The organism is Paenibacillus sp. 7516 (assembly GCF_002272715.1).
Taxonomy (GTDB): domain Bacteria; phylum Bacillota; class Bacilli; order Paenibacillales; family Paenibacillaceae; genus Paenibacillus; species Paenibacillus illinoisensis_A.
On record NZ_NPBI01000039.1, the window covers coordinates 67,372 to 88,291 of the forward strand.

Here is a 20,920-nt window from a genome sequence, read left to right on the forward strand (position 1 = left end):
CATAATAAATGTATTTTAACATTAGACGAACCGAATTTGAACGGTTTACACTCATTTGAAGCTAAGCGATGCAGAAGAAAACATCATTTTTGCTAAAAAAAATAAAACCGATCTGTCGGTTTTATCTGAGTTATGGTTCTATTGATTACACAATGATGTTCACTGTGCGTAGCTATGTATGCTGCATTCAATGCCCGCATGAACTTATGTGATAAGTTCAACGCCAGCATTGATGCAACATGTCTTGCATTGACCAGGAGAATTAGGAAACAGCATTCTCCAGGGAAGGCAGCAAAATTTCAAATACTTGGCCATGCTGCAAAATCGTGATGTCTCTTCCTTTGTCTCTCATAACCACAACTTCCGGTTTGGTAGACATACGCTCCAAATAGTGCTCAGGCACGTCGCCAGAGTGGCTTACTGTGATGCCTTCGACTTCTTTCTCTTCGTTCTCAGCCATTTCCTGTTCAACGATTTGTTCAAAAATATCGGAGAAGGCCTCAAAATTGTCAGTGTACACGGAAATGCATTTCATCATTACTCATCCTCTTCTGGTCATTAATTTATTTTTCGTTTTGGGGTTGTAGCACGTTCCTTATCTTTCCTGATTTGGGACGTTTTCATACGCTTTTTCCCTTCCCGGCATACGTCCAGCAATGGACAAATATGACACCCGGGATTTTGCGCCTTGCAATGGTAGCGTCCAAAGAAAATAATCCGGTGGTGAGTTATAGTCCACTCATCCCGGGGTACGCGCTTCATCAGTTTTTTCTCGACTTCAAGTACGGAGTCGTCCCAGCCTGCCAGCCCGAGCCGTTTGGATACACGTTCAACATGCGTATCCACCGCAATGGCCGGTACACCAAATGCATTGGAAACAACCACATTCGCGGTCTTCCGCCCTACACCTGGCAGCGTCACAAGCTGATCATGTTCCTGCGGTACATCACCGCCATACTGCTCTATTAAAATACGGCACATGTTCTGAATATGCTTGGCCTTGTTCCGGTACAAGCCAATACGCCGGATGTCCTGTTCCAACTCTTCGAGTGGAACTGCCAGATAGTCGGCTGGACTGGTGTACTTTTGGAACAAGTCTGCTGTCACCTTGTTTACCGTTTCATCGGTACACTGGGCAGACAACAGGACAGCTACAGTCAATTCAAACGCATTGCTGTGATTTAATTCGCAATGTGCATCAGGGAACATCGCTTCCATCGTATCGAGTATGTGCCTAACCGTCGCTGCATTCATGAAGAGCTACCTCCCACAAAATCACCACACCGTGTGGAGACTTACTTTCAAGCTTATTTCGAGAGCTCTGCGGGGACGCCAAAAAGCTTGCAAAAAAAACGTCCTGATGGGGGAAAGATCCCGCATCAAGACGGTCATTCTTTTGATCCTCGAAAAATACGATTACTGTTTTTGGATCTCCATGACAACGTTATTCAGGAGATACAATACAATATTATCATTATCTTTGAGAGATTGCACGCTTAAAGTGTTGTCACCCTGGTGAACAAATACGCCTGTACCAAGTGCAAAACGGTAATTCGTGTCTGAAGTGGACTCACGTTTAACCAGGATTTGGTTACCAACTGCATCATAAGACCAGAACTGCTTACTCATAATGGTCATCACTCTGAAGCGAGTGGAATTATCCGTATCCTTGGTCATTTCGACACGGTCACCCACCGTAAGGCTATTTAAAGTGGTTAATGTAGATCCGGACTTGATTACTTTTACAGCACCGCTAACAGGTACGGTTTCGCTCTGTCCATTAAACAACTTCAGCGTTACCGAAGTCGCATCAACAGATGTCACTTCTGCCAAAGTCCGTTTCACGACCTGAACCGCTTTAGGAGTCGTTCCTTCGAAAGTGACGTTAATCAGATTGCCAGCAGTCAGTTGAGAAGCTGTAATACTTTGTCCACTTTCACCTGTCAAAACAGTCTGATCCACGTAAAACTGGCTTGTCAGTGAGTCCGATTTTACACGAACACGACCATTGGTCTCTACAGATACGACTTCAAATTGTGCCACGGTGTTCAATGACACTTTTTGTACGTAATCTTGATTGGAACCAAGCGTAACGGTTACTTTATCACCAATCTTCAGGTCACTTAGACTTGCTCCAGACTTGTTGTAGATCTCAATTGCCGGAACGGTAGAATAAGGAACCGTGATGGTTTGATTACCAGACAATAAGCTGATTGTTTTTTTATTCGTATCCATGCCGCTAAGCGTACCTTCGTATTTGTAAATGACTTTTACGGACAACGCTCTGGTTCCCACATACGTCAGATCGAGTTTGCGTCCTTCGTTCAATAAGGATTCCAATCCAGCAAGCGTAGGCTTGGTTGAATTGTAGTCCAGTTTCGTTTTGTCATCCAGCGTAAATACAAATGGTTTTTTGTTGCTATCCAGCACAGTCAACACTTTGGTTTTGCTGTTGTAGGAAACTACAGAAGCTCCGTTCATCGGTTCCATCTGACGTCCAATAACCTGAATTCGTGTTACACGATCTTCCCCATTCAGCGTCAGTTCAACCTGGTCACCATTCGTTGCATCCGTAATCAGATCTGACAATGATGCATCCTGGATTCCGTTGATCACTACCTCCGGATTTTCGGCCAGCAGTTTTGCCTCAAGAGAGCCACCTTCACGTTTAAACGTCAATGTTGACTGATTGCCACCGATCTCCACCAAGGTGCCACGCACAGACTGCTCTACACCCTGAGACAATTCGATGGTTTGCAGAACACTGTCCTTCACCGTGTATTTCACGGTACTGCCTGCTTTAAGCTCAGCCAAAGACAGAATTCGATCCTGATAACGAATGATCAGGTTATCACCATACGTAAACTGCTCTGTGGTTCCTGCTGCATTCGTGAACTTGATCGTTTTCCCGGTTGTGCTCACTTCCGCAATCACACCGCTATCACTTTTGTTGACAATGCCGGACTTCACGCGGATTGCCACAGTCTTTTTGTCTGCGGAGAAGGTTTCGCGCTGTACTTCAATAATGCTGTCTGCTGTAATATCAGCCAACTTGATAGCATTCCCGTTCTGGTCGATAAATGCCGTTGCTTCATCGTACCCGTAGGTTTCATAGTTCTCGCCAACAAAGATCCCAATTTTATTGCCCGACAACGAACGCGCAAATGTACCTTCGACGCTCTCCACCTGCGGCGTCGCATCGATTACTTCCACATAAGCTGCATTACCAGCAGATCCAACCACTTGTACTTTGGTATAGAGCTGAACATTGGGTTCTGTCGCACGTGTCTCACTATCTTTTGTAAAATATGGAGTGCTGCTGTTCACCGTAAAGTTTGTTACTTTACCATCAACCAGCAGGCTGATCTGACCATCTTTTAATCCAGTTACATAACCCGTGTACGTGTTCGGATAAGCTGTATCTGTTAACGCTTCTCCTCTGCTGAAGAAAGTCGCTAATTGGGCTCTGGTTACCGATCCGGTTGGATTAAATTTGTTACCTTCCACACCTTTGGCAAGCTCCAGGCTCACTGCCAGATTGACGTAACCTTTGCCATCTGTGGAGATGCTTGCATCATCGGCGAAGCCAGTGGACTGACTGTTCTGAGCCTTCGCTTCAGCCTCTTTGTTCAACGAACGAATCAGCAGCTTGGTAATCCACTCACGCGATGCAGGCTTTTGTCCCCATGTTGTTTTAGATACGTCTGCTGTAGCTTCTTCCGTTTTATCAATCAGTCCCAGTTGAAGCGCCAAAGCCACATATGGCTTGAAATAATTCCCCACTTCCATATTTGTCGGTAATGCCGTAGCCGTGCTGTCGTTCAACTGGCCTTCCTGGTTCATAAAACGGATCGCCATAGTTACAGCTTCCTGTTGTGTTACCGCATCTCCAGGACGGAACAGACCATTGTTACCGAGAAGGATACCTTGGTTTGCCAGCTTATATACATGCTTCTCAGCCCAGTATCCAACCTTGATATCACTGAACAAACCTGCAGGTGCAGTCGTATTGCTTACAGCCGCAGTCTGGCTCTGCTCCGCTTCTGTTGATTCGGCTGCCATAGCAGCTCCGCCAGCGCTAAGGGCCATCATGCCTGCAAGCACGGCTGATACTACTTTTTTAGAGTGTGATGGATTGTTATATTTAAAAGTCACCTATGATTTCCCCTCTCATGTAAAACGGTCGATATCCATTGGAAAACGGTAAAACAACATGCTGCAGCGGAACTATTCGGATCTTGTCATTGGATGCTCAAGATCGACATGGCCCATCAAGCTCTCAGATTGCTGCCCGTCCACCAGCAAATCAAGCGATTTGACTTCATCAAACTGGAAGAATGTTTTCTTCAAGGCATCAATTGCATATGCTTCTCCACCTGCACCAAGACGTGCAGTATCAGGCATATGAATGTCCAATGTAAGTGCACCTGCATCAAATTTTACGGACTTCAATTCAATATCTTTGGCCCACAGTGGAACAAGTTTGTCATCAGACGTTTGTTGCAAAGCCGCAAATGCTTCCTTGTATTTATCATCATCTGCTGCGTAGGAGATACTTGCAGTGGCTTCATGCAGATCCAGCTCTTCCGGATCGGTATAAAACACCTTGATCGTTTTTTGCTCTGTACCCTGCTGTGAAGTGCTGCTCGAATCCGTAGAAGTTCCTCCCGAAGAAGTTGTTCCTTCCGAACCTGAGCTGGAAGGTGTTGAATCCGGTGTAGATGTCGTACCTTCTGTTTCCACAGTTACAGGATCAGTAATTTCCGTATCATTTGTCTCATTCTCATCATTTTGATCCTCAGGGACACTAACTTCCGTACCTGCCCCTTGAGTCTGACTTGGAGCAGGAGCTGCTGTTGGCTTGCTTCCGCATCCGGCAGCAACTGCCATAACCGTTACCAGCAGTGCTGCAATCCATATTTTTTTGTTCATTCTAACTCCGCCTCCTGATCATAAGGGTAAACCCTTATTTAATTCCCAGATACTCCTTGATTCCTGCAACAATACCCTTGGCAACACTGTTTTGGAAACTTTCAGTGAACAGAGCTGCTTCATCACTCTTATTGCTCAGGAAACCGCCCTCCAGCAGAACAGCTGGCATTGTTGTTTCACGGGTAACATGGAGGCTTGCCGTTTTCACGCCACGATCCTTTAATCCCGAAGATTGCAGAAGATATTTGTGCATGATGGTAGCCAATTCCTTACTCGTGGATCGAGTATAGAAGGTTTCTACACCGTTCGCAGCAGCAGGTCCACTATTGGCATGAATGGAAATGAAAATATCCGCGTTTACCTTTTCGGCAATTTTCACACGTTCACTCAAAGCAAGAAAAGTATCATCGCTGCGGGTTAACACAACGTCAATTTTAGACTCTTTTTTCAGCAGTGCTTCCACTTTCAAAGCCATTGCCAAGTTGAAATCCTTTTCCCGTTTACCGGTAACACCAATTGCTCCAGGATCATGATCCCCGTGTCCTGCATCAATGACGACAACTTTCTTGCCATTATCTCCAACTGGAGGAGTAGGTGTCGAGCCTTGCTTGTTCAGATCAACCATAATCAAACCCGAATCGTTTTGAACGTCATAACCTTTGGCACTGGAAAGGTCAATGACAAAACGAACAGTAGAAGGGCTGTTGCTGTATAACGAATAACGAATCTTGGAGACATCGGGATAACCGCTGACTACAAGCTGTCCATTCTGGTTGCTGTCAAGAGCTTGTCCCTCACTGAAAGAATCAGCAAATGCTGTATTAGGTAAGTCAATAACAATCCGATCCGGTCCTGTCATCGTGAAGACGTTCGGCTTCGTTTCTCCGCTGGTTGCAATAAAGAAGCGGTTGTCACTGAAGCTGATGCCGTTCACCAGTACAAGACCTTCCTCATTCGTACTCCCGCCATTATTGCCGGAGTTCGGAGGAGTTGTTGTCCCGTTTCCGGAACCTGAATTCTGGGTAACTAATGTTACTGTCTTCGTAGTGTTGTTCCAACCCACCTTAAGACCCATTTGTTCACCGATAAATCGGAGTGGCACAAGAGTCGTACCATTTTTTACGAGTGGCGGGGCATCCAGGTTCACGTTACTGCCGTTCACCGTTGCCGTCTTCTGTCCTACAATCATCTGCATGGCAGTGTTGTCTTTGCTTATCGTCACGGTGCTTGTACTTTGCTTCCATTCCACACCATACCCCAGACTCTCGGAAATAACCCGAATCGGCACCATCACTTTGCTATTGATGATTTCCGCTTTGGCATCCGATGGCTGCACAATTTCTTTCCCGTCTAGGATAATTTTCGTATCCACAGCTGCATGACTATAGCCCGGGAAAACGAGCCCAAAGACAAATAACAGTACCAAAAAACCGAACTTCTTCATCCTTCACCCCTACCATTCTCATATTTTTTCGCCGCATGTTGTGACTTACAGCTCCGACTGACCACGTGGGCATTACCAGACACCTATTAGACGCCCCGTACTCTCAAAAGTTGCGAATATATTCCAACATAACAGAAAAAAAACGTTGTCAAATCAAGCTTTTTCTACATTTTAATGTCTTTTTATTTCCTTTTTTATCAATTAAACATCTGAAAACAACGAGCTATCCTAAACTGCGTATTTACGAATAATCGGACTTAAAGCCCTAAAAATTCTACAATTCCATCTACAATTGCTTCTGCACACCGGTCCTGATAATCTTCTGTGAGCATGAGTGCTTCATCTGTTGGATTACTCATAAAACCTAGCTCAAGCAGAACTGCTGGCATGGACGTTTCACGAGTTACATGCAGGCTGACCATTTTCACACCACGATCCTTGAGGCCTGCAGCTGGCATTATATGTGTATGAAGCACATCGGCCAGCGTTTTGCTCTCTATCCGACTATAGAGCGTTTCTATTCCGTTCGGATCAGGAGTCGTAAATTTGTTCCCGTGAATGGATATGAATATGTCCGCCTGATTAAGTTCTGCCATCTCGACTCTCTGCTGCAAGGAAAGTTCAGTATCATCCTGACGCGTAATCACCGTTTGAATATCTTCATGCTTCTGCAGCAGTGCTTGTACTTTCAAACTCACTGCAAGATTAAAGTCCTTCTCATACTTTCCGGAAATACTTACTGCTCCCGACTGCCTCCCCCCGTGCCCGGGATCAATAATCACTATTTTTTTGCCGTCATCCGTTGGTAAGGCAGGTTGACTGGCAGACTCCCCATTACTTGCTGTCAGATCAACGAGCAGCACATGGTTATCTCCAAGCGACCACTTAGCCGTAGCGGATTGTTTCAGATCAAACACAATACGAACCGTGGATGGTGAATGGCTGAACATGGCGTATCGCACCTTGGATACCACAGTGGAATCTGTCACGACAATGCTGCCACTGCCATCCGAACTGAAGTCCTGTCCTTGGATAAAAGACTCAGAGAACGTGGTTTCAGGCATATCCACAATAATCCGATCCGGTGCACCGAGAGTGGACAGCTTCGGATTGACTTCTCCACTTGTCGTTATCATCAATCGATTACTGCTGAAACTGATACTCTGAAGCTCGGCATTCAAGCTAGGAGAAGGAGTTGTGGTAGCCTCATCCTCTTCATCTTGTTCTGCCATTGGCGGTGCGGTGCGTAGGCTGACTGTCTTGGTTCCATTGTCCCATCCTACTTCAAGCCCCATGCCTTCTCCGACGAAGCGCAAGGGGACCAGCGTCGTTCCTTGTTTGACCAAAGGTGGGGAATCCAGTTTTACAGGCCTTCCATTGACTGTTGCTGTATCTTTACCGGCCATCATTGCTATACTGCGGCTCCCATTTTGAACCAGAACAGACTTGGTTTCCTTTTCCCACTTCACCTGATAACCGAGGTTCTCTGAAACAATGCGGATTGGGACCATCACGGCATTTCCGACATTTTCTGCTGGTGCACCTGATCGCTGATCAAGGGTTACTCCATCAAGAACAATTGAGGGCACGACGCCTGCTTGGGCTGCGATAGGAAATAAACACATGAACAGAAAGATAACGACTGCAGCCGACCATTTCTTCATAGATCATCCACCATTCTGTTGTGTTCTGTACCTACGTATTGTCCTCTATGTAACCTTCCATAATATACTAATCAGTTTATCAGATAATGGCTTTTCATCCGGTTACAACGTTGTCATATTTAGTCGGAACCAAGATGAAAAAAGAAATCAATTTGGAGAAATATCCTCTTTTTAGTCAACACGAATTGAATATCTTGTCAAAGATATCATCCATTGATGCTATTATATTTTATGAGGCACCTTCAGAAGATCTTCATACATAGCCAATTGTCCAATCTACTTTGTAACGTAAAGAAAGAATGAAAGTCATTTTATTCATAGGAGGGAAACCAGTGATCACTTTGTATAAACAGGCATCCAATGGCAAGCTGCTCTACGCAGAATACTGGCTCGAAGAGGATCAGGTTGTGGAGCATATCGGCGAAGTCGGTACGGTTGGTACAACGACCAGAATGGATTTTCCAGCCTTGTTTAGCGATAAGGACGAATTCAAGATTAGTTTTCTTAATCGCTACTCAGACCAAGGTTACAGACAAGTTACTGAAGACGATGGTTACATGCTGATTATTCAATATCCGATGAAGAGTCTGACAGGCAGCAAACGTGATCTATGGCTCAAGGATAAAGCCAGTGAGGCACTGACAAGTGAGCTAGGTTGGAAAGGGCTCGGCATTGTAGATGGACATGATATGGGCCAAACGGCAAATCCAGTCCCCCAGTACGCTTTGAATATTTACTGCTTTGTAATGGACGAGACACTTGGAATTCAAGCAGTTAAGCGTGTGCTCCGAGAGACGCGACTGGACTATACCAAGATCACAATCGCATCAAGAGATTTAAAAAATGGCGGGGATTACATATTGAAGTATTCAGCAAAAAACAATCAGGAATTTTACGTATAAATCACTTGATTTAAACGTGAAAATCTTACAAGGCAGCAAAATTAATCAGCACTGAATAATAGAAAAAGCTTCTGTCTCTGATCGGAACAACGTCCCAACGGAGAAGCAGAAGCTATTTTTTATTCGATATGTCAGATATTATCCAAACAGTTTCGCGGCATGACGCTGCTCATACGCTGTAATCTCATCATCATGTTGCAATGTCAGACCGATATCGTCCAGACCTTGCAGCAAGAATTGACGACGGTGCTCATCCAGATCAAAATCGATATGCAGTCCGTGTGCATCGGTAATCGTTTTGTTTTCCAGATTAACATTCAGTTCATAGCCTTCATGAGCAGCTGTACGCTGGAACAGATCTTCTACTTGCTCTTCAGACAATTTAATTGGCAGGATGCCGTTTTTGAAGCAGTTGTTATAGAAGATATCTGCAAAAGATGGTGCGATGACACAACGGAATCCATAGTCCATAATTGCCCAAGGTGCATGCTCACGGGATGAGCCGCAGCCGAAGTTTGCACGGGAAATCAGAATGGATGCTCCTTCATAACGGGATTTGTTCATTTCGAAGGAAGGATTGTTATTCCCCTCTTCATCGAAACGCCATTCGTAGAACAAAAATTGTCCAAATCCGGTACGTTCAATCCGCTTCAAAAATTGTTTTGGAATGATCGCGTCTGTATCTACATTGACCCGGTCTACCGGTGCCACGATGCCTTGCAGTGTTTTAAATTCTTCCATGTGATCCGTTCTCCCTTCTGTCCGTTACCTGTTAGATAACTGCTTCCGTTTTGAAATTCCAGTCACGTACGTCAACGAAGTGACCTTTAACCGCTGCTGCTGCAGCCATTGCCGGAGATACCAGGTGGGTACGTCCTCCGCGTCCTTGACGTCCTTCAAAGTTACGGTTGGATGTCGATGCACAACGTTGTCCTGGTTTCAATACATCCGGATTCATCGCAAGACACATGCTGCATCCTGCATCACGCCATTCAAATCCTGCTTCCGTGAAGATTTTGTCCAAACCTTCTTTTTCGGCTTGAATTTTAACACGGCCTGAGCCAGGAACCACGATTGCTGTAACATTGCTGGACACGGTATGGCCTTTGGCAACCTTGGCTGCCGCACGCAGATCCTCAATCCGTCCATTCGTACAAGAACCGATAAATACATAGTCTACCGGAATTTCAGAAATCGGTGTTCCAGGTGTAAGACCCATATATTCAAGCGCCTTTTCAGCTGCTTTACGTTCATTTTCAGTTGGCAGTTCTGCCGGAACAGGCACTTTGGATGAAATATCCGTTCCCATACCCGGGCTGGTACCCCAAGTTACTTGCGGAATCAGGGACTCCACATCGATCTCTACTACACGATCAAACTCTGCACCCTCGTCTGTAACAAGCTCTTTCCAAACTGCAACAGCTTCATCAAACTTCGCACCAGCAGGAACATATTCACGTCCACGCAGATACTCAAATGTCGTTTCATCCGGAGCGATCATACCTGCTCTTGCTCCACCTTCGATAGACATGTTGCATACGGTCATCCGCTCTTCCATGCTGAGTTCACGGATCGATTCGCCCGTATACTCAATAACATAACCTGTTGCAAAGTCTGTGCCATATTTGGCAATCACTGCGAGGATCATGTCTTTTGCTGTTACGCCCGGATTACGCTTCCCGACGAAGCGAACCTCCATGGTTTTTGCTTTTGCTTGCTGCAAACATTGAGTAGCCATGACATGCTCTACTTCACTGGTTCCAATTCCGAATGCCAGTGCACCAAATGCACCGTGTGTGGACGTATGGCTGTCACCGCAAACAATGGTTTTACCCGGGTGAGTCAGACCGAGCTCTGGTCCCATAACGTGTACAACACCTTGGTCGATCGTATCCAGATCATACAGTTTTACGCCAAAGTCACGGCAGTTTTGAGAGAGTGTATCAATTTGTTGCTTGGAAATTGGATCTGTAATATTGAAACGATCCTTGGTAGGAACGTTGTGATCCATTGTAGCAAATGTTAATTCAGGGCGACGTACCTTGCGTCCCGACAAACGCAGACCTTCAAATGCCTGTGGAGAAGTTACCTCGTGTACAAGGTGGAGATCGATATACAGAATGCTCGGTTTTCCTTCTTCCTGATGAATTACGTGATTTTCCCAAATTTTCTCAAACATCGTTTTTTTACTCATCATTTTCACCTCATCATAAGTTCGGTCCTTGGAAGAGCCTCTGTGTTTGTCTAAACCGTGAAGCTCTTGAATGACATAAATATATCACCCTGTCCTTCATTGTTCCAAGATATAATATCTATAGCTGTAATAGGTTTGACCTATAATGAGTTAAACGACAATAAACCACTGTATCCACAGCGGCTCTTAATTGATAACAATTATCATTATCATATACTGCTTATACTACGTTGCTTCACCACGAGTGTCAATGCTTTTTATCTATATTCATTATAGAAAAATGATTTATTTATCCATGATGATATAATGGTGACATAACGAAAGGAATGACAAGTGCTTATGGAATTCAGACAACTTCAATATACGCTGCAGATTGCTGCAGAACGGAATTTCTCCCGGGCGGCAGAGAAACTTCATATTGCTCAGCCTTCACTCAGTCAGCAATTGTCTAAACTTGAGAAAGAGCTTGGCGTTCTGCTCTTTCAGCGTAATACCAGCACGGTGGAGTTGACACATGCTGGGGTCACCTTTGTGGAGCAAGCCCAAAAAATCGTGGATGCTGTGGAATTGCTCAGACAGGAAATGTCAGATATCTCCCAGCTGCGCAAAGGTAAAGTCGTTGTGGGCAGCATGCCAATCACCGGTTCCCACCTTCTGCCGCACGTACTCCCCGCTTATCAGCAAGCGTATCCGGATATCGAAGTTACGCTGCTTGAAGACGCTGGTCTAACGCTGGAGAAACTGACAGCCAGCGGCAAAGCTGATCTCAGCCTGCTCTCCTTACCCTTGCAGGAACCAAGCCTGTCATACGTTGCCATCGGCGAAGAGCGAATCGATCTGGCCGTACCGCCTCATCACCCCCTTGCCGTCAGGGGGAATCCGGATCATCCCATCCCTGTGCATATGGAGGAGCTTCGGGACGAGTCTTTTGTTGTATTGAAAAAAGGACAAGGCTTCCGCAAGCTGACCTTTGATCTGTGCGAGCAGGCTGGATTCAATCCGAGTGTCGTATTTGAGAGCAATAACATAGAAACCGTGCAATCCCTTGTAGCTACAGGCATGGGCATTACCCTTGTTCCACGCTTTATAGCCAGGGCACCACGCAGTGAGTTTGTGCCTGTCTATGTACCACTTGCTGAACCTGTCCCAAGTCGTACTCTCGTGGTCGCTTACCGTCAGGGACGTGTACTGTCCAAAGCGGCAGAAGCTTTTATTGAGACATTTAAACAGACGGTTGCCAAGCTTTCCGAAGGAGACTATGAGAATCCTGCCTCTGTAAATTAATCATTTCAAAGGTAACAAAATAAACAAAGGCTTGACCCACATGGGCCAAGCCTTTGTTCTATACTCTTCTCCCGCATAAGCAGGATCAAGCTCTTGCATGAAATCGCAGTGCATCGTTACATCACAATGTTGCTGATATCATGATCTAAAGTTAACGTAGAAACGTACATAAGAGATAGTCATGTCTTGTTGGTTATTTTCGCAAATTACGTTCACTCGTCAGCCTATTCTGTTGATTGACCAGTCGGCCTTCATCCTGAACGGCTTGTTCAGGCGGTGATAGCCCTCCTGCACCATTCTCTAAGAATGGCCTCAAGTGATCTTCCCTTGTGTTTTCCTGTTCCAGTCTCCTGAGCGTATCTTTCACATGGTTGTCCATTGATTGATCATCCTCCTTGGTGACGGGATAGTTATCATTACCCGCCTCCTGGAAGAATAAACACTTTACTGGAATTATTCTTTTGATTATTTTGCACCAAAATAAATACCAGGTCTACGGTCTTCAAAAACCGGAATGCGTCCCCGCACTTCATCTACAAGGGAAGGACGAATAAGTCCAGTCACGATCTCTTCCCCTTCTCCGCCCTCAGCCACAATTTCGCCCCAAGGATCAATAATGAGAGAGTGTCCGAAAAATTCGGTGTCTCCCCCTTTACCGACTCGGTTGCATGCAATCACATACATCTGATTTTCAATCGCTCGTGCTGTCAGCAGTGTGCGCCAGTGGTGCAAACGTGGATTCGGCCATTCTGCAGGTACGATCAATGCTCTGGCCCCATTCAATGCAAGCGTACGGGCTAGTTCTGGAAAACGGATATCATAACAGATGGACGCCCCCGCTGTCAGACCGTTCTCCAGTTCGAAAATTTCAGGATCAGCTCCAGGCTGCAAATATTTCTCCTCATTCATCAGACGGAATAGATGCAATTTGTCATAACGTGTAACCTGCTTACCTTCCCTATTGTAGGCATACATGGTATTAAAAATTTGTCCATTTCGTTTCTCTGCTATGGATCCACCGACAATTGAAATCTGATGCTTCTCGGCAAATGCCGATAACCACTCCCGTGATTTTTGCCCTTCCGGGTCAGCGAGCTCATGGATTTGTTCCAAAGCGTAACCTGTATTCCACATTTCCGGCAGCACGGCCAGCCCCAGATCCGGGTATTGTTCCACTGCTTGCTCAAGCAGAGTCTGCATATGTTTATGATTGGCCTCAGGATTACCAAGCTGAATGTCACCCTGAATTAGGGCAACACGCATTTCCCCCAATTGTTGTTTTGTCATGACGTGCACTCCTCCGAACTGTAATACCTGTTATCATAGCTTGATCCGCGCGAAGCCTGCAACAACGTTTTGATCAACCTTATTTATGACTTCAATCGCTGCTAGTTAACGATTATAGAGGATGGGGTAGTTCGTTTCAGCAATTCAGGGAACAGGCTCTGCAATCGGCTGTACGATAAGGCGTCTCCCATATTCCACACCTGCTCATCCAACGTGTAGACTTTTCCATTTTTAACGGCGGGCAGCTCCTTCCACTCATCACTTTCAAACAGCTTCTCCGTTGCTGCCCTGGCCGCATCGCTCTCTGGCAGCATGACAAAAATATGGTCCCCCGCATACTGGCTTATCGACTCTGTTGAAATCTCCTTGTAGGCCCTCCCGGCAGCTAGAGCTTCCTGCACTTTGCTTACAGGCGTAAACCCCTGAGGGTGATACAGAAACGGAGCCAGTCCGATATTGCCCATGACAAACAAGCGGACACCTCGATGATGCACAAGCACCGAAGCCGTTTCGCCAAGCTGAATCCATGGTTTTATGCTGCTCCACATCTCCTCGGTTCTCCTGTGATACGATCCTATCCATGTCTCTGCATCCAGCTCCATGCCAAACCAGCTTCCCACTTTGCAAATGCGCTTTTCCAGGCTCGCATGGGAATTGTATATCAAAGTAGGGGCAATACGGGAAAGCCGCTGGTATAACTGTTCATTCGTGCTATCCAACAAAATCAGATCCGGCTGCTTCTGCACGGTCCATTCCAAATCAATGGAAGGTAAAACATCATACGCTTTGCCATCAAGCACGGGGAGCCCTAACGCAAGTAAGTCCCCTGCCGAATCTCCATAGAATAGAATCCGCTCAGGATGTCCAGGAATGTTTACTTCATGTCCAGCCCAATCTTGAACAAGCGTATGTCGTTGAAGAGATCGATCATATTGCCGGGGAGCCAGTCCGGTGTGCTGCCTGAAGCGTCTGCTGAAATAGTACTCATCCCGGAAACCTACACGACCCGCAATATCGCGCAGAGGTTCATCGGAAAGGGACAGCCATTCCTTCGCCTGTTCAATGCGTACATGGTTCACGTATTCAAGAGGCTTACGGCCTGTAATTTGCCTAAACAAAGCTGTAAATTGAGCTGGTCGAAGATTCGCGAGCCGCGCTAACTTCTGTACACTTATATCCTGAGCGTAATGCTCGTCCACGTATTGAATTGTGCTCTGTACTCTGACATCCGGGCTTTGTTCTGTTTTGGGCAGAGTATAGCGGGACACCACTAGTTCCATCAATTTTTGAAAATGTACATTTAACCGGCTATATTCCGCATCCGTTTGATAGAGGGTAGCCGATTTCAACAAATCCAGCATGCCGAATAACGCGCCGGGTGAAAAGTCGTTCATCTGGTCCCTTTCTTCAAATAAAGAACGTGTGTAAAGTTCCGGATCCCCTGTTAACATGTGCACGGCATCGAATTGAAGCACTGTATATTTCATGTCATCCGAACGGTTATGCTCCAACTGATAATTCTCTCCTGGAGCCATGGGGTATATCTTGCCGGAGATGAATGGGTATAACTCTGATCCGATATATATACGGCCTTCGCCCTGTTCACAGAACAGCAGCACATGCCGATCACAGCTGACTTCAAGCATAACCTGTTCAGAAGGTTCGATATGACGACCGATATGAACGTAGCGGAACAGGAATGCGGAGAAAAATAGGGGATTACCGTTTGCGATCATTTGTTGCACTTCCGTTTCACCTCATACTTACTCTGAATGAGAATGGTTATCATTAATGTATTCTGATTATACGCCGTAAAGCCTCATTATTCCAGCATATATACAGAAGACACTTATACACGATCAAAAACTTTAATAAGAGCCCTCAACGTTACGTTGAAGGCCCTGTTCAGGATAAGAAATGGTCTTTTATTGAATCATCTGTTTCGGCAATTCTTGCAGAAGCCACTCTCTTGATGTAGCATCGCTCGATGCTTTGACGATATCAAATCGATAAACCTTGCCCTCCTTGACCGCAGGCAGATTATTCCACACCACACTATTCATCAATTCTTCCGTTGATTGCTGTGCCCCTTGATCTACTGCATTCAAAATAAATATGCGGTCTCCAGCGAACTCTGCCATTTTTTCCTGTGATATTTCAACAAATCCTACTTCTTCATCCAGTACCTTTTGGATTTCAGGGGTTGGCTTCATACCGCCAGGTCCGTAGAGCAGCTGGGGCAATCCTGCACCCGCCATCACGAACAATCGATTACCTGGATACATGGTAAATACCGATGCACTTTCGTCTTCCTTCAACCCATTTGCACGCAGCTGATCCCACATTTCCTCTGTTGCCTTGGCATGAGCGGTCAGCCATTCTTCCGCCTCCTGTTTTTTGTCGAGCAAATCTCCCAAGAATCGCATCCGTTCTTCGAGTGGCCAGAAGGAGTTGAACGTCACCGTCGGAGCAACTTTTGAAATCTGCTCATATTGCGTTTCATCATCATTCGAGAAAATGATCAGGTCAGGATTGAGTGATAGAGACTTTTCAACACTGATTGGAAAACCAACATCTTCTGCGTCTGCCACCTGATCATCGAATACCGTACCTTCATTTTTAAGAATACCTACAGGAACTACCCCGAGAGCCAATAGATCCCCGGTAACCTCGCCGTGGTAAATGACACGCTGCGGATGGGTCGGAACTTCCACTTCGTGCCCGGTCCAGTCTTTAACTATTTTTGTTACACTCGTGTTGTCTGCCTCTGCGACCTCTTCTTGCTCGGTGTTCTCTGCAGCTGCCTGCGAGTCATTGGATGTTGCCGCAGCAGTTGTCTCTCCGTCACCTGAACCGTTAGTGGACGAATTGCCGCAAGCAAGCAGCAGTACGGATAACGCTGCAATCATGAATGTCGTGCTCATCACACGAAAGCCGTTTTGTTTCATTTTTTCTTTCCCCCTAGATAGATAAGCGTTCTCTCAATGATATTGATTATCATTATCGTAAATGATCATAAGATAAAGCATCTTCTTCGACAATGGACAAACACGAATCTGGTCCATTCGGTTTTGTACAAAAACCCATTTGCACGGTAGACAAAAAAACCTCAAATCACTTATCCCCTCTATACAGCTCGGGATTAGCGTGATAAATTAATGAATACTATTCCCATTTTTATGAACCGGAGTGATGAAATTAATGAGTAATCTACAGCAAAATTCGGGTCGTTCCGCCTTTGATATACCTACCTCAGACGTCATGACACAGCTGCCAACGCAATTTTTTGCAACACTCGTGCAAAATGTTAACCGTGAAATTGCAAGTGGTCACGACGTGATTAATCTTGGTCAGGGGAACCCGGACACTCCTACACCACCGCATATCGTAAAAACATTGCAGGAGTCTGCAGAAAATCCGCTTTATCATAAATATTCACCTTTCAGTGGACATGCCTTCCTGAAGGAAGCCATCGCCAAACGTTATAAAGAAGATTACAACGTTGACCTGGATCCGGAGACTGAAGTTGCCATTTTGTTTGGTGGGAAAACGGGGCTTGTACAGCTGCCGCAAGTGCTGCTTAATCCCGGGGATGTATGTCTCGTTCCTGATCCGGGTTATCCGGATTACTGGTCCGGGGTGGCTCTTGCCAAAGCGCAAATGTCCTTTATGCCTCTTTTGGAGTCGAATGCATTCCTTCCTAATTACGAGGCAATCTCGGATGAAGTTCGCGATAAGGCCAAGCTGATGTATTTAAACTATCCCAACAATCCAACATCCGCGACTGCCCCGCTGTCATTCTATGAAGATACCGTGGAATTCGCCATCCGGAACAAGATTGTCGTTGCCAGTGACTTCGCTTATGGTGCGATTGGGTTTGACGGACATCGTCCGGTCAGTTTCCTGCAGGCGCCTGGCGCCAAGGAAGTCGGAATTGAGTTCTATACATTATCCAAAACCTACAATATGGCAGGCTGGCGGGTAGGCTTCGCCCTTGGTAATGCGGAGATTATCTCCAAAATCAATCTGCTCCAGGATCACATTTATGTTAGCCTATTTGGCGGCATTCAGGCAGCGGCAGCTGCTGCCCTGACTTCCTCCCAACAATGTGTTACCGATCTGGTTGCGCGGTATGAATCCCGCCGTAATGCATTATATGAAGCACTTTCCTCCATCGGATGGCAGGCTTCGAAGCCCGGGGGTTCTTTCTTCAGCTGGCTGCCTGTTCCTTCCGGGTTTACCTCAGCCGAATTTGCAGATTTACTGCTTCGGGAAGCCAAAGTCGCTGTGGCACCGGGTATCGGGTTTGGTACACATGGAGAAGGCTATGTCCGCGCAGGTTTGCTGAGTGACGAGAAGCGATTGGAGGAAGCTGCCAGAAGGATTGGCAAGCTGAACTTGTTTAAGTAATGAAAGGCAGTATACCCCTTTGCATCTGCCAAGTTTCCATGGTATGTTATTAACAAATATCGAACGAAACGTGATGACGGGACCAGTACGAGAGAACAAGCCGCGCCCAGAGAGTAAATTCCACCGGGCTGCAAGAATTTACCGCGGCTTCTCTCCGAAACCTACCCCTGAGCGGCCTGTTTATGCAGGACAGTGCCTTCTGTTACAGGGCGAGAGCCGGATGATGCAATCATCAATAAAGGTGGTACCGCGGAAGTAACAAACTTTCGTCCTTTTTACAACAAAGGACGGGAGTTTTTTTTGTACCTGGATAACGCTCCATTGGTATCTCATTCATTATGTTTAAGGAAGTGAAAGCATGTCTTCACGAATAGTAGTCAAGATTGGGAGCAGTTCGCTTACCACCGAGGAAGGCGGCCTTGACCGCAGTTCCATATCATTTTACGCCAGTGAGATCGCTTCGCTCTATGAACAGGGCCATGAAGTTCTCCTGGTCACTTCCGGAGCCGTTGCTGCCGGATTCCGTGAAATTGGTTACCCTCAGCGTCCCAAAATGCTGCATGAGAAGCAAGCGGCTGCGGCAGTAGGTCAGGCATTGTTGATGCAGGCATATCAACAGGCTTTTGCAGCGCACCGCGTTACTACAGCACAAATTTTGCTAACCAGAACCGATTTTCACAGTCGGAAACGGATGGGAAATGCAGGCATGACCGTGGAAGAGCTGCTCAGACAACGCGTTATTCCCATTTTCAACGAAAATGATACGGTTTCAGTAGACGAGTTGAAATTCGGGGATAACGATCTGCTCTCTGCGCTCGTTGCCAATTTGGTGAAAGCCCAGCATCTTGTTATTCTCACGGATACCAACGGACTCTATACGGCAGATCCCCGCAAGGATCCGAGTGCTGTACGTTATGATCGAATTCCTGACATTACAGAAGAAATCTATGCGTATGCCGGAGGTTCAGGTTCATCGGTCGGTACAGGTGGCATGCGGTCCAAGGTCGATGCAGCCAAAGTGGCAACACGCGGAGGCGTCCCTGTCTTTGTGGGCAGCGTCAAGGAACCCGGCGACTTGCAAAACGCGGTGGAGGGCTGCGGCAAGGGGACTTATTTCGAAACTCGTCTGGCCGCACTATCGCGCAAGAAACAATGGTTAGGCTTCATGTCAACACCTCTCGGTACGGTTGTCGTGGATGCTGGTGCCGAAGAAGCTCTTGTTCACGGCGGTCATAGTTTGCTGCCTGTAGGCGTCAAAAGTGTGCTTGGCACATTTCATGCAGGAGACGTTGTCGAGGTCATAGGTATGGACGAAACACTACTTGGCCGAGGCATTGTCAATTATGATGATGATCAGCTTCGCCTTATCGCAGGTTTGCCAAGTGGAGAAGTCATGAAGACACTGAATGCCATCCACCGGCTTGAGGTCATCCATCGAGACGAATGGATTACGTTAAAATAATAAGTAATTGTATGTATAGGTTAGAGACATGGACTTGCATAAATAAAGGAGGAATTTCAGATGAGTGAAGTAAGACAAAAAGCCAGCAAAGCTCAATCGTCTGTTCCACAATTAAACCGTTTGAGTACAGACCAGAAAAATAAAGCCTTGCTTGCCATGGCGGATGCGCTTATTACGGAATCGGAATCCATTATTACCGCCAATGCGGAAGATCTCGAACGCGGTAGAGAGCAAGGGACGCCAGAATCCATGCTTGATCGTCTCGCTTTGAACAAAGAGCGTATCGCGGGAATTGCAGAGGGATTGCGTCAGATTGTTGAACTCCCAGATCCTGTTGGTGAAGTACTGGAATCATTTACGCGTCCAGATGGACTCCACATTGAAAAATTAAGGGTGCCGATTGGCCTGATTGGCATCATCTATGAGGCCCGTCCTAACGTCACGGTTGATGCAGCAGGGCTATGCCTCAAGACTGGCAATGCCGTTCTGCTGCGCGGGGGTTCTTCTGCCCTCTCTTCCAATCGTCGTATTGTAGAAGTACTTCATCAGGCACTAGCCAAAACAGACCTACCGCCGGATGCGCTGCAGCTCGTGGAAGACGCTAACCGCTCTTCCGTCGATGAAATGCTCAAGCTGAATGGACTACTGGACGTCATTATTCCAAGAGGCGGTGCTTCACTGATTCGTAACGTGGTGGCCAATGCAACGGTACCCGTCATCGAAACAGGCGCAGGAATCTGCCATACGTATGTGGATGAAACGGCCGATCCCGTCATGGCAGCAGAAATTGCGATCAACGCAAAAGCACAGCGCCCATCCGTATGTAATTCCATGGAAACCCTGCTGCTTCATGCTGCTTATGCAGAACAACATTTGCCTGCCTTAGCCGAACAATTCCGTGAGGCGAATGTTGTATTGAAGGGTTGTGACACGACTCGTCGTCTGGTCCCTACTGCCCTTCCCGTGACGGAAGAAGACTACGGTACGGAGTATAATGATTATATTTTGAATATACGAGTTGTGCAGGGTCTGGAAGAAGCCATGCAACATATTGCAACTTATGGCACCAAACATTCCGAATGTATCGTCACCCGTGATACAGCACATGCGGAACGCTTTTTGCATGATGTGGATGCTGCCGCAGTCTATCACAATGCTTCCACACGCTTCACGGACGGATTCGAGTTCGGTTATGGAGCTGAAATAGGAATAAGCACACAGAAGCTGCATGCTCGCGGTCCGATGGGACTACCTGCCCTTACTTCTACCAAATACCGCGTTACCGGCAATGGACAAATTCGGCAATAATATCGCAGCTACAGCCATATAGGAGGAACGATA

General features: G+C 46.4%; 17 protein-coding genes. 5 read left to right on the top strand and 12 right to left on the bottom strand.

What is annotated here, in order from left to right:
* Positions 1–262: 262 nt before the first annotated feature.
* From CHI14_RS26100 to CHI14_RS26125, 6 genes are all read right to left on the bottom strand, one after another.
* Positions 263–535, bottom strand: a complete 273-nt coding sequence (locus CHI14_RS26100) for an NAD/NADP transhydrogenase alpha subunit (RefSeq protein ID WP_095292936.1) — start codon at positions 533–535, stop codon at positions 263–265.
* 23 nt (positions 536–558) lie between these two features.
* A complete protein-coding gene (gene nth, locus CHI14_RS26105; RefSeq protein ID WP_095292730.1) occupies positions 559–1,254 on the bottom strand; it encodes an endonuclease III in 696 nt (231 codons plus the stop codon).
* Between the two features lie 162 nt (positions 1,255–1,416).
* On the bottom strand, positions 1,417–4,155 hold the full coding sequence (locus tag CHI14_RS26110) for an S-layer homology domain-containing protein (protein WP_095292733.1): 2,739 nt from the start codon (positions 4,153–4,155) through the stop codon (positions 1,417–1,419).
* A 72-nt stretch (positions 4,156–4,227) separates the two neighbouring features.
* Positions 4,228–4,932: a GerMN domain-containing protein gene (locus CHI14_RS26115; protein ID WP_095292736.1), complete on the bottom strand. Its 705-nt coding sequence runs from the start codon at positions 4,930–4,932 to the stop codon at positions 4,228–4,230.
* A gap of 34 nt (positions 4,933–4,966) precedes the next feature.
* Complete coding sequence (locus tag CHI14_RS26120) at positions 4,967–6,376, bottom strand: N-acetylmuramoyl-L-alanine amidase family protein (protein ID WP_095292738.1); 1,410 nt, start codon at positions 6,374–6,376, stop codon at positions 4,967–4,969.
* Between the two features lie 257 nt (positions 6,377–6,633).
* On the bottom strand, positions 6,634–8,040 hold the full coding sequence (locus tag CHI14_RS26125) for an N-acetylmuramoyl-L-alanine amidase family protein (protein WP_095292740.1): 1,407 nt from the start codon (positions 8,038–8,040) through the stop codon (positions 6,634–6,636).
* 332 nt (positions 8,041–8,372) lie between these two features.
* On the opposite strand from CHI14_RS26125, the gene CHI14_RS30575 reads away from it, so the two are divergent.
* Positions 8,373–8,942, top strand: a complete 570-nt coding sequence (locus CHI14_RS30575; RefSeq protein ID WP_249281245.1) for a hypothetical protein — start codon at positions 8,373–8,375, stop codon at positions 8,940–8,942.
* A 138-nt stretch (positions 8,943–9,080) separates the two neighbouring features.
* Here the strand turns inward: CHI14_RS30575 and leuD are convergent, their stop codons facing one another.
* Both leuD and leuC read right to left on the bottom strand, forming a co-directional pair.
* Entirely contained in the window at positions 9,081–9,683 is a 603-nt protein-coding gene (leuD, locus tag CHI14_RS26135) for a 3-isopropylmalate dehydratase small subunit (RefSeq protein WP_095292742.1), read from the bottom strand.
* A gap of 31 nt (positions 9,684–9,714) precedes the next feature.
* On the bottom strand, positions 9,715–11,136 hold the full coding sequence (gene leuC / locus CHI14_RS26140; RefSeq protein WP_095292745.1) for a 3-isopropylmalate dehydratase large subunit: 1,422 nt from the start codon (positions 11,134–11,136) through the stop codon (positions 9,715–9,717).
* A gap of 339 nt (positions 11,137–11,475) precedes the next feature.
* Here leuC and CHI14_RS26145 point away from each other — a divergent pair, with 339 nt between their 5' ends.
* Positions 11,476–12,420: a LysR family transcriptional regulator gene (locus CHI14_RS26145; protein WP_095292748.1), complete on the top strand. Its 945-nt coding sequence runs from the start codon at positions 11,476–11,478 to the stop codon at positions 12,418–12,420.
* 193 nt (positions 12,421–12,613) lie between these two features.
* On the opposite strand, the gene CHI14_RS26150 is transcribed toward CHI14_RS26145, so the two are convergent.
* The 4 genes from CHI14_RS26150 to CHI14_RS26165 all read right to left on the bottom strand — a co-directional run bounded on the left by CHI14_RS26150 (position 12,614) and on the right by CHI14_RS26165 (position 16,655).
* On the bottom strand, positions 12,614–12,799 hold the full coding sequence (locus CHI14_RS26150; RefSeq protein WP_095292751.1) for a hypothetical protein: 186 nt from the start codon (positions 12,797–12,799) through the stop codon (positions 12,614–12,616).
* An 86-nt stretch (positions 12,800–12,885) separates the two neighbouring features.
* Positions 12,886–13,707, bottom strand: a complete 822-nt coding sequence (locus tag CHI14_RS26155; protein ID WP_095292753.1) for a carbon-nitrogen family hydrolase — start codon at positions 13,705–13,707, stop codon at positions 12,886–12,888.
* A 101-nt stretch (positions 13,708–13,808) separates the two neighbouring features.
* The gene (locus CHI14_RS26160; protein ID WP_095292756.1) at positions 13,809–15,443 is read right to left on the bottom strand and encodes an AraC family transcriptional regulator; all 1,635 of its coding nucleotides are present in this window, start codon (positions 15,441–15,443) and stop codon (positions 13,809–13,811) included.
* A gap of 189 nt (positions 15,444–15,632) precedes the next feature.
* Positions 15,633–16,655 carry an ABC transporter substrate-binding protein gene (locus CHI14_RS26165; protein WP_249281246.1) on the bottom strand — a complete coding sequence of 341 codons (1,023 nt, stop codon included), beginning with the start codon at positions 16,653–16,655 and terminating at the stop codon, positions 15,633–15,635.
* Positions 16,656–16,908: 253 nt separating this feature from the next.
* Between CHI14_RS26165 and CHI14_RS26170 the strand changes: the two genes are divergently transcribed.
* The 3 genes from CHI14_RS26170 to CHI14_RS26180 all read left to right on the top strand — a co-directional run bounded on the left by CHI14_RS26170 (position 16,909) and on the right by CHI14_RS26180 (position 20,887).
* Entirely contained in the window at positions 16,909–18,117 is a 1,209-nt protein-coding gene (locus tag CHI14_RS26170) for a pyridoxal phosphate-dependent aminotransferase (protein ID WP_095292760.1), read from the top strand.
* A 358-nt stretch (positions 18,118–18,475) separates the two neighbouring features.
* Positions 18,476–19,579, top strand: coding sequence for a glutamate 5-kinase (gene proB, locus CHI14_RS26175; protein ID WP_095292763.1), 1,104 nt, complete (start codon positions 18,476–18,478; stop codon positions 19,577–19,579).
* A 60-nt stretch (positions 19,580–19,639) separates the two neighbouring features.
* Entirely contained in the window at positions 19,640–20,887 is a 1,248-nt protein-coding gene (locus CHI14_RS26180) for a glutamate-5-semialdehyde dehydrogenase (protein WP_095292764.1), read from the top strand.
* Positions 20,888–20,920 lie beyond the last annotated feature (33 nt).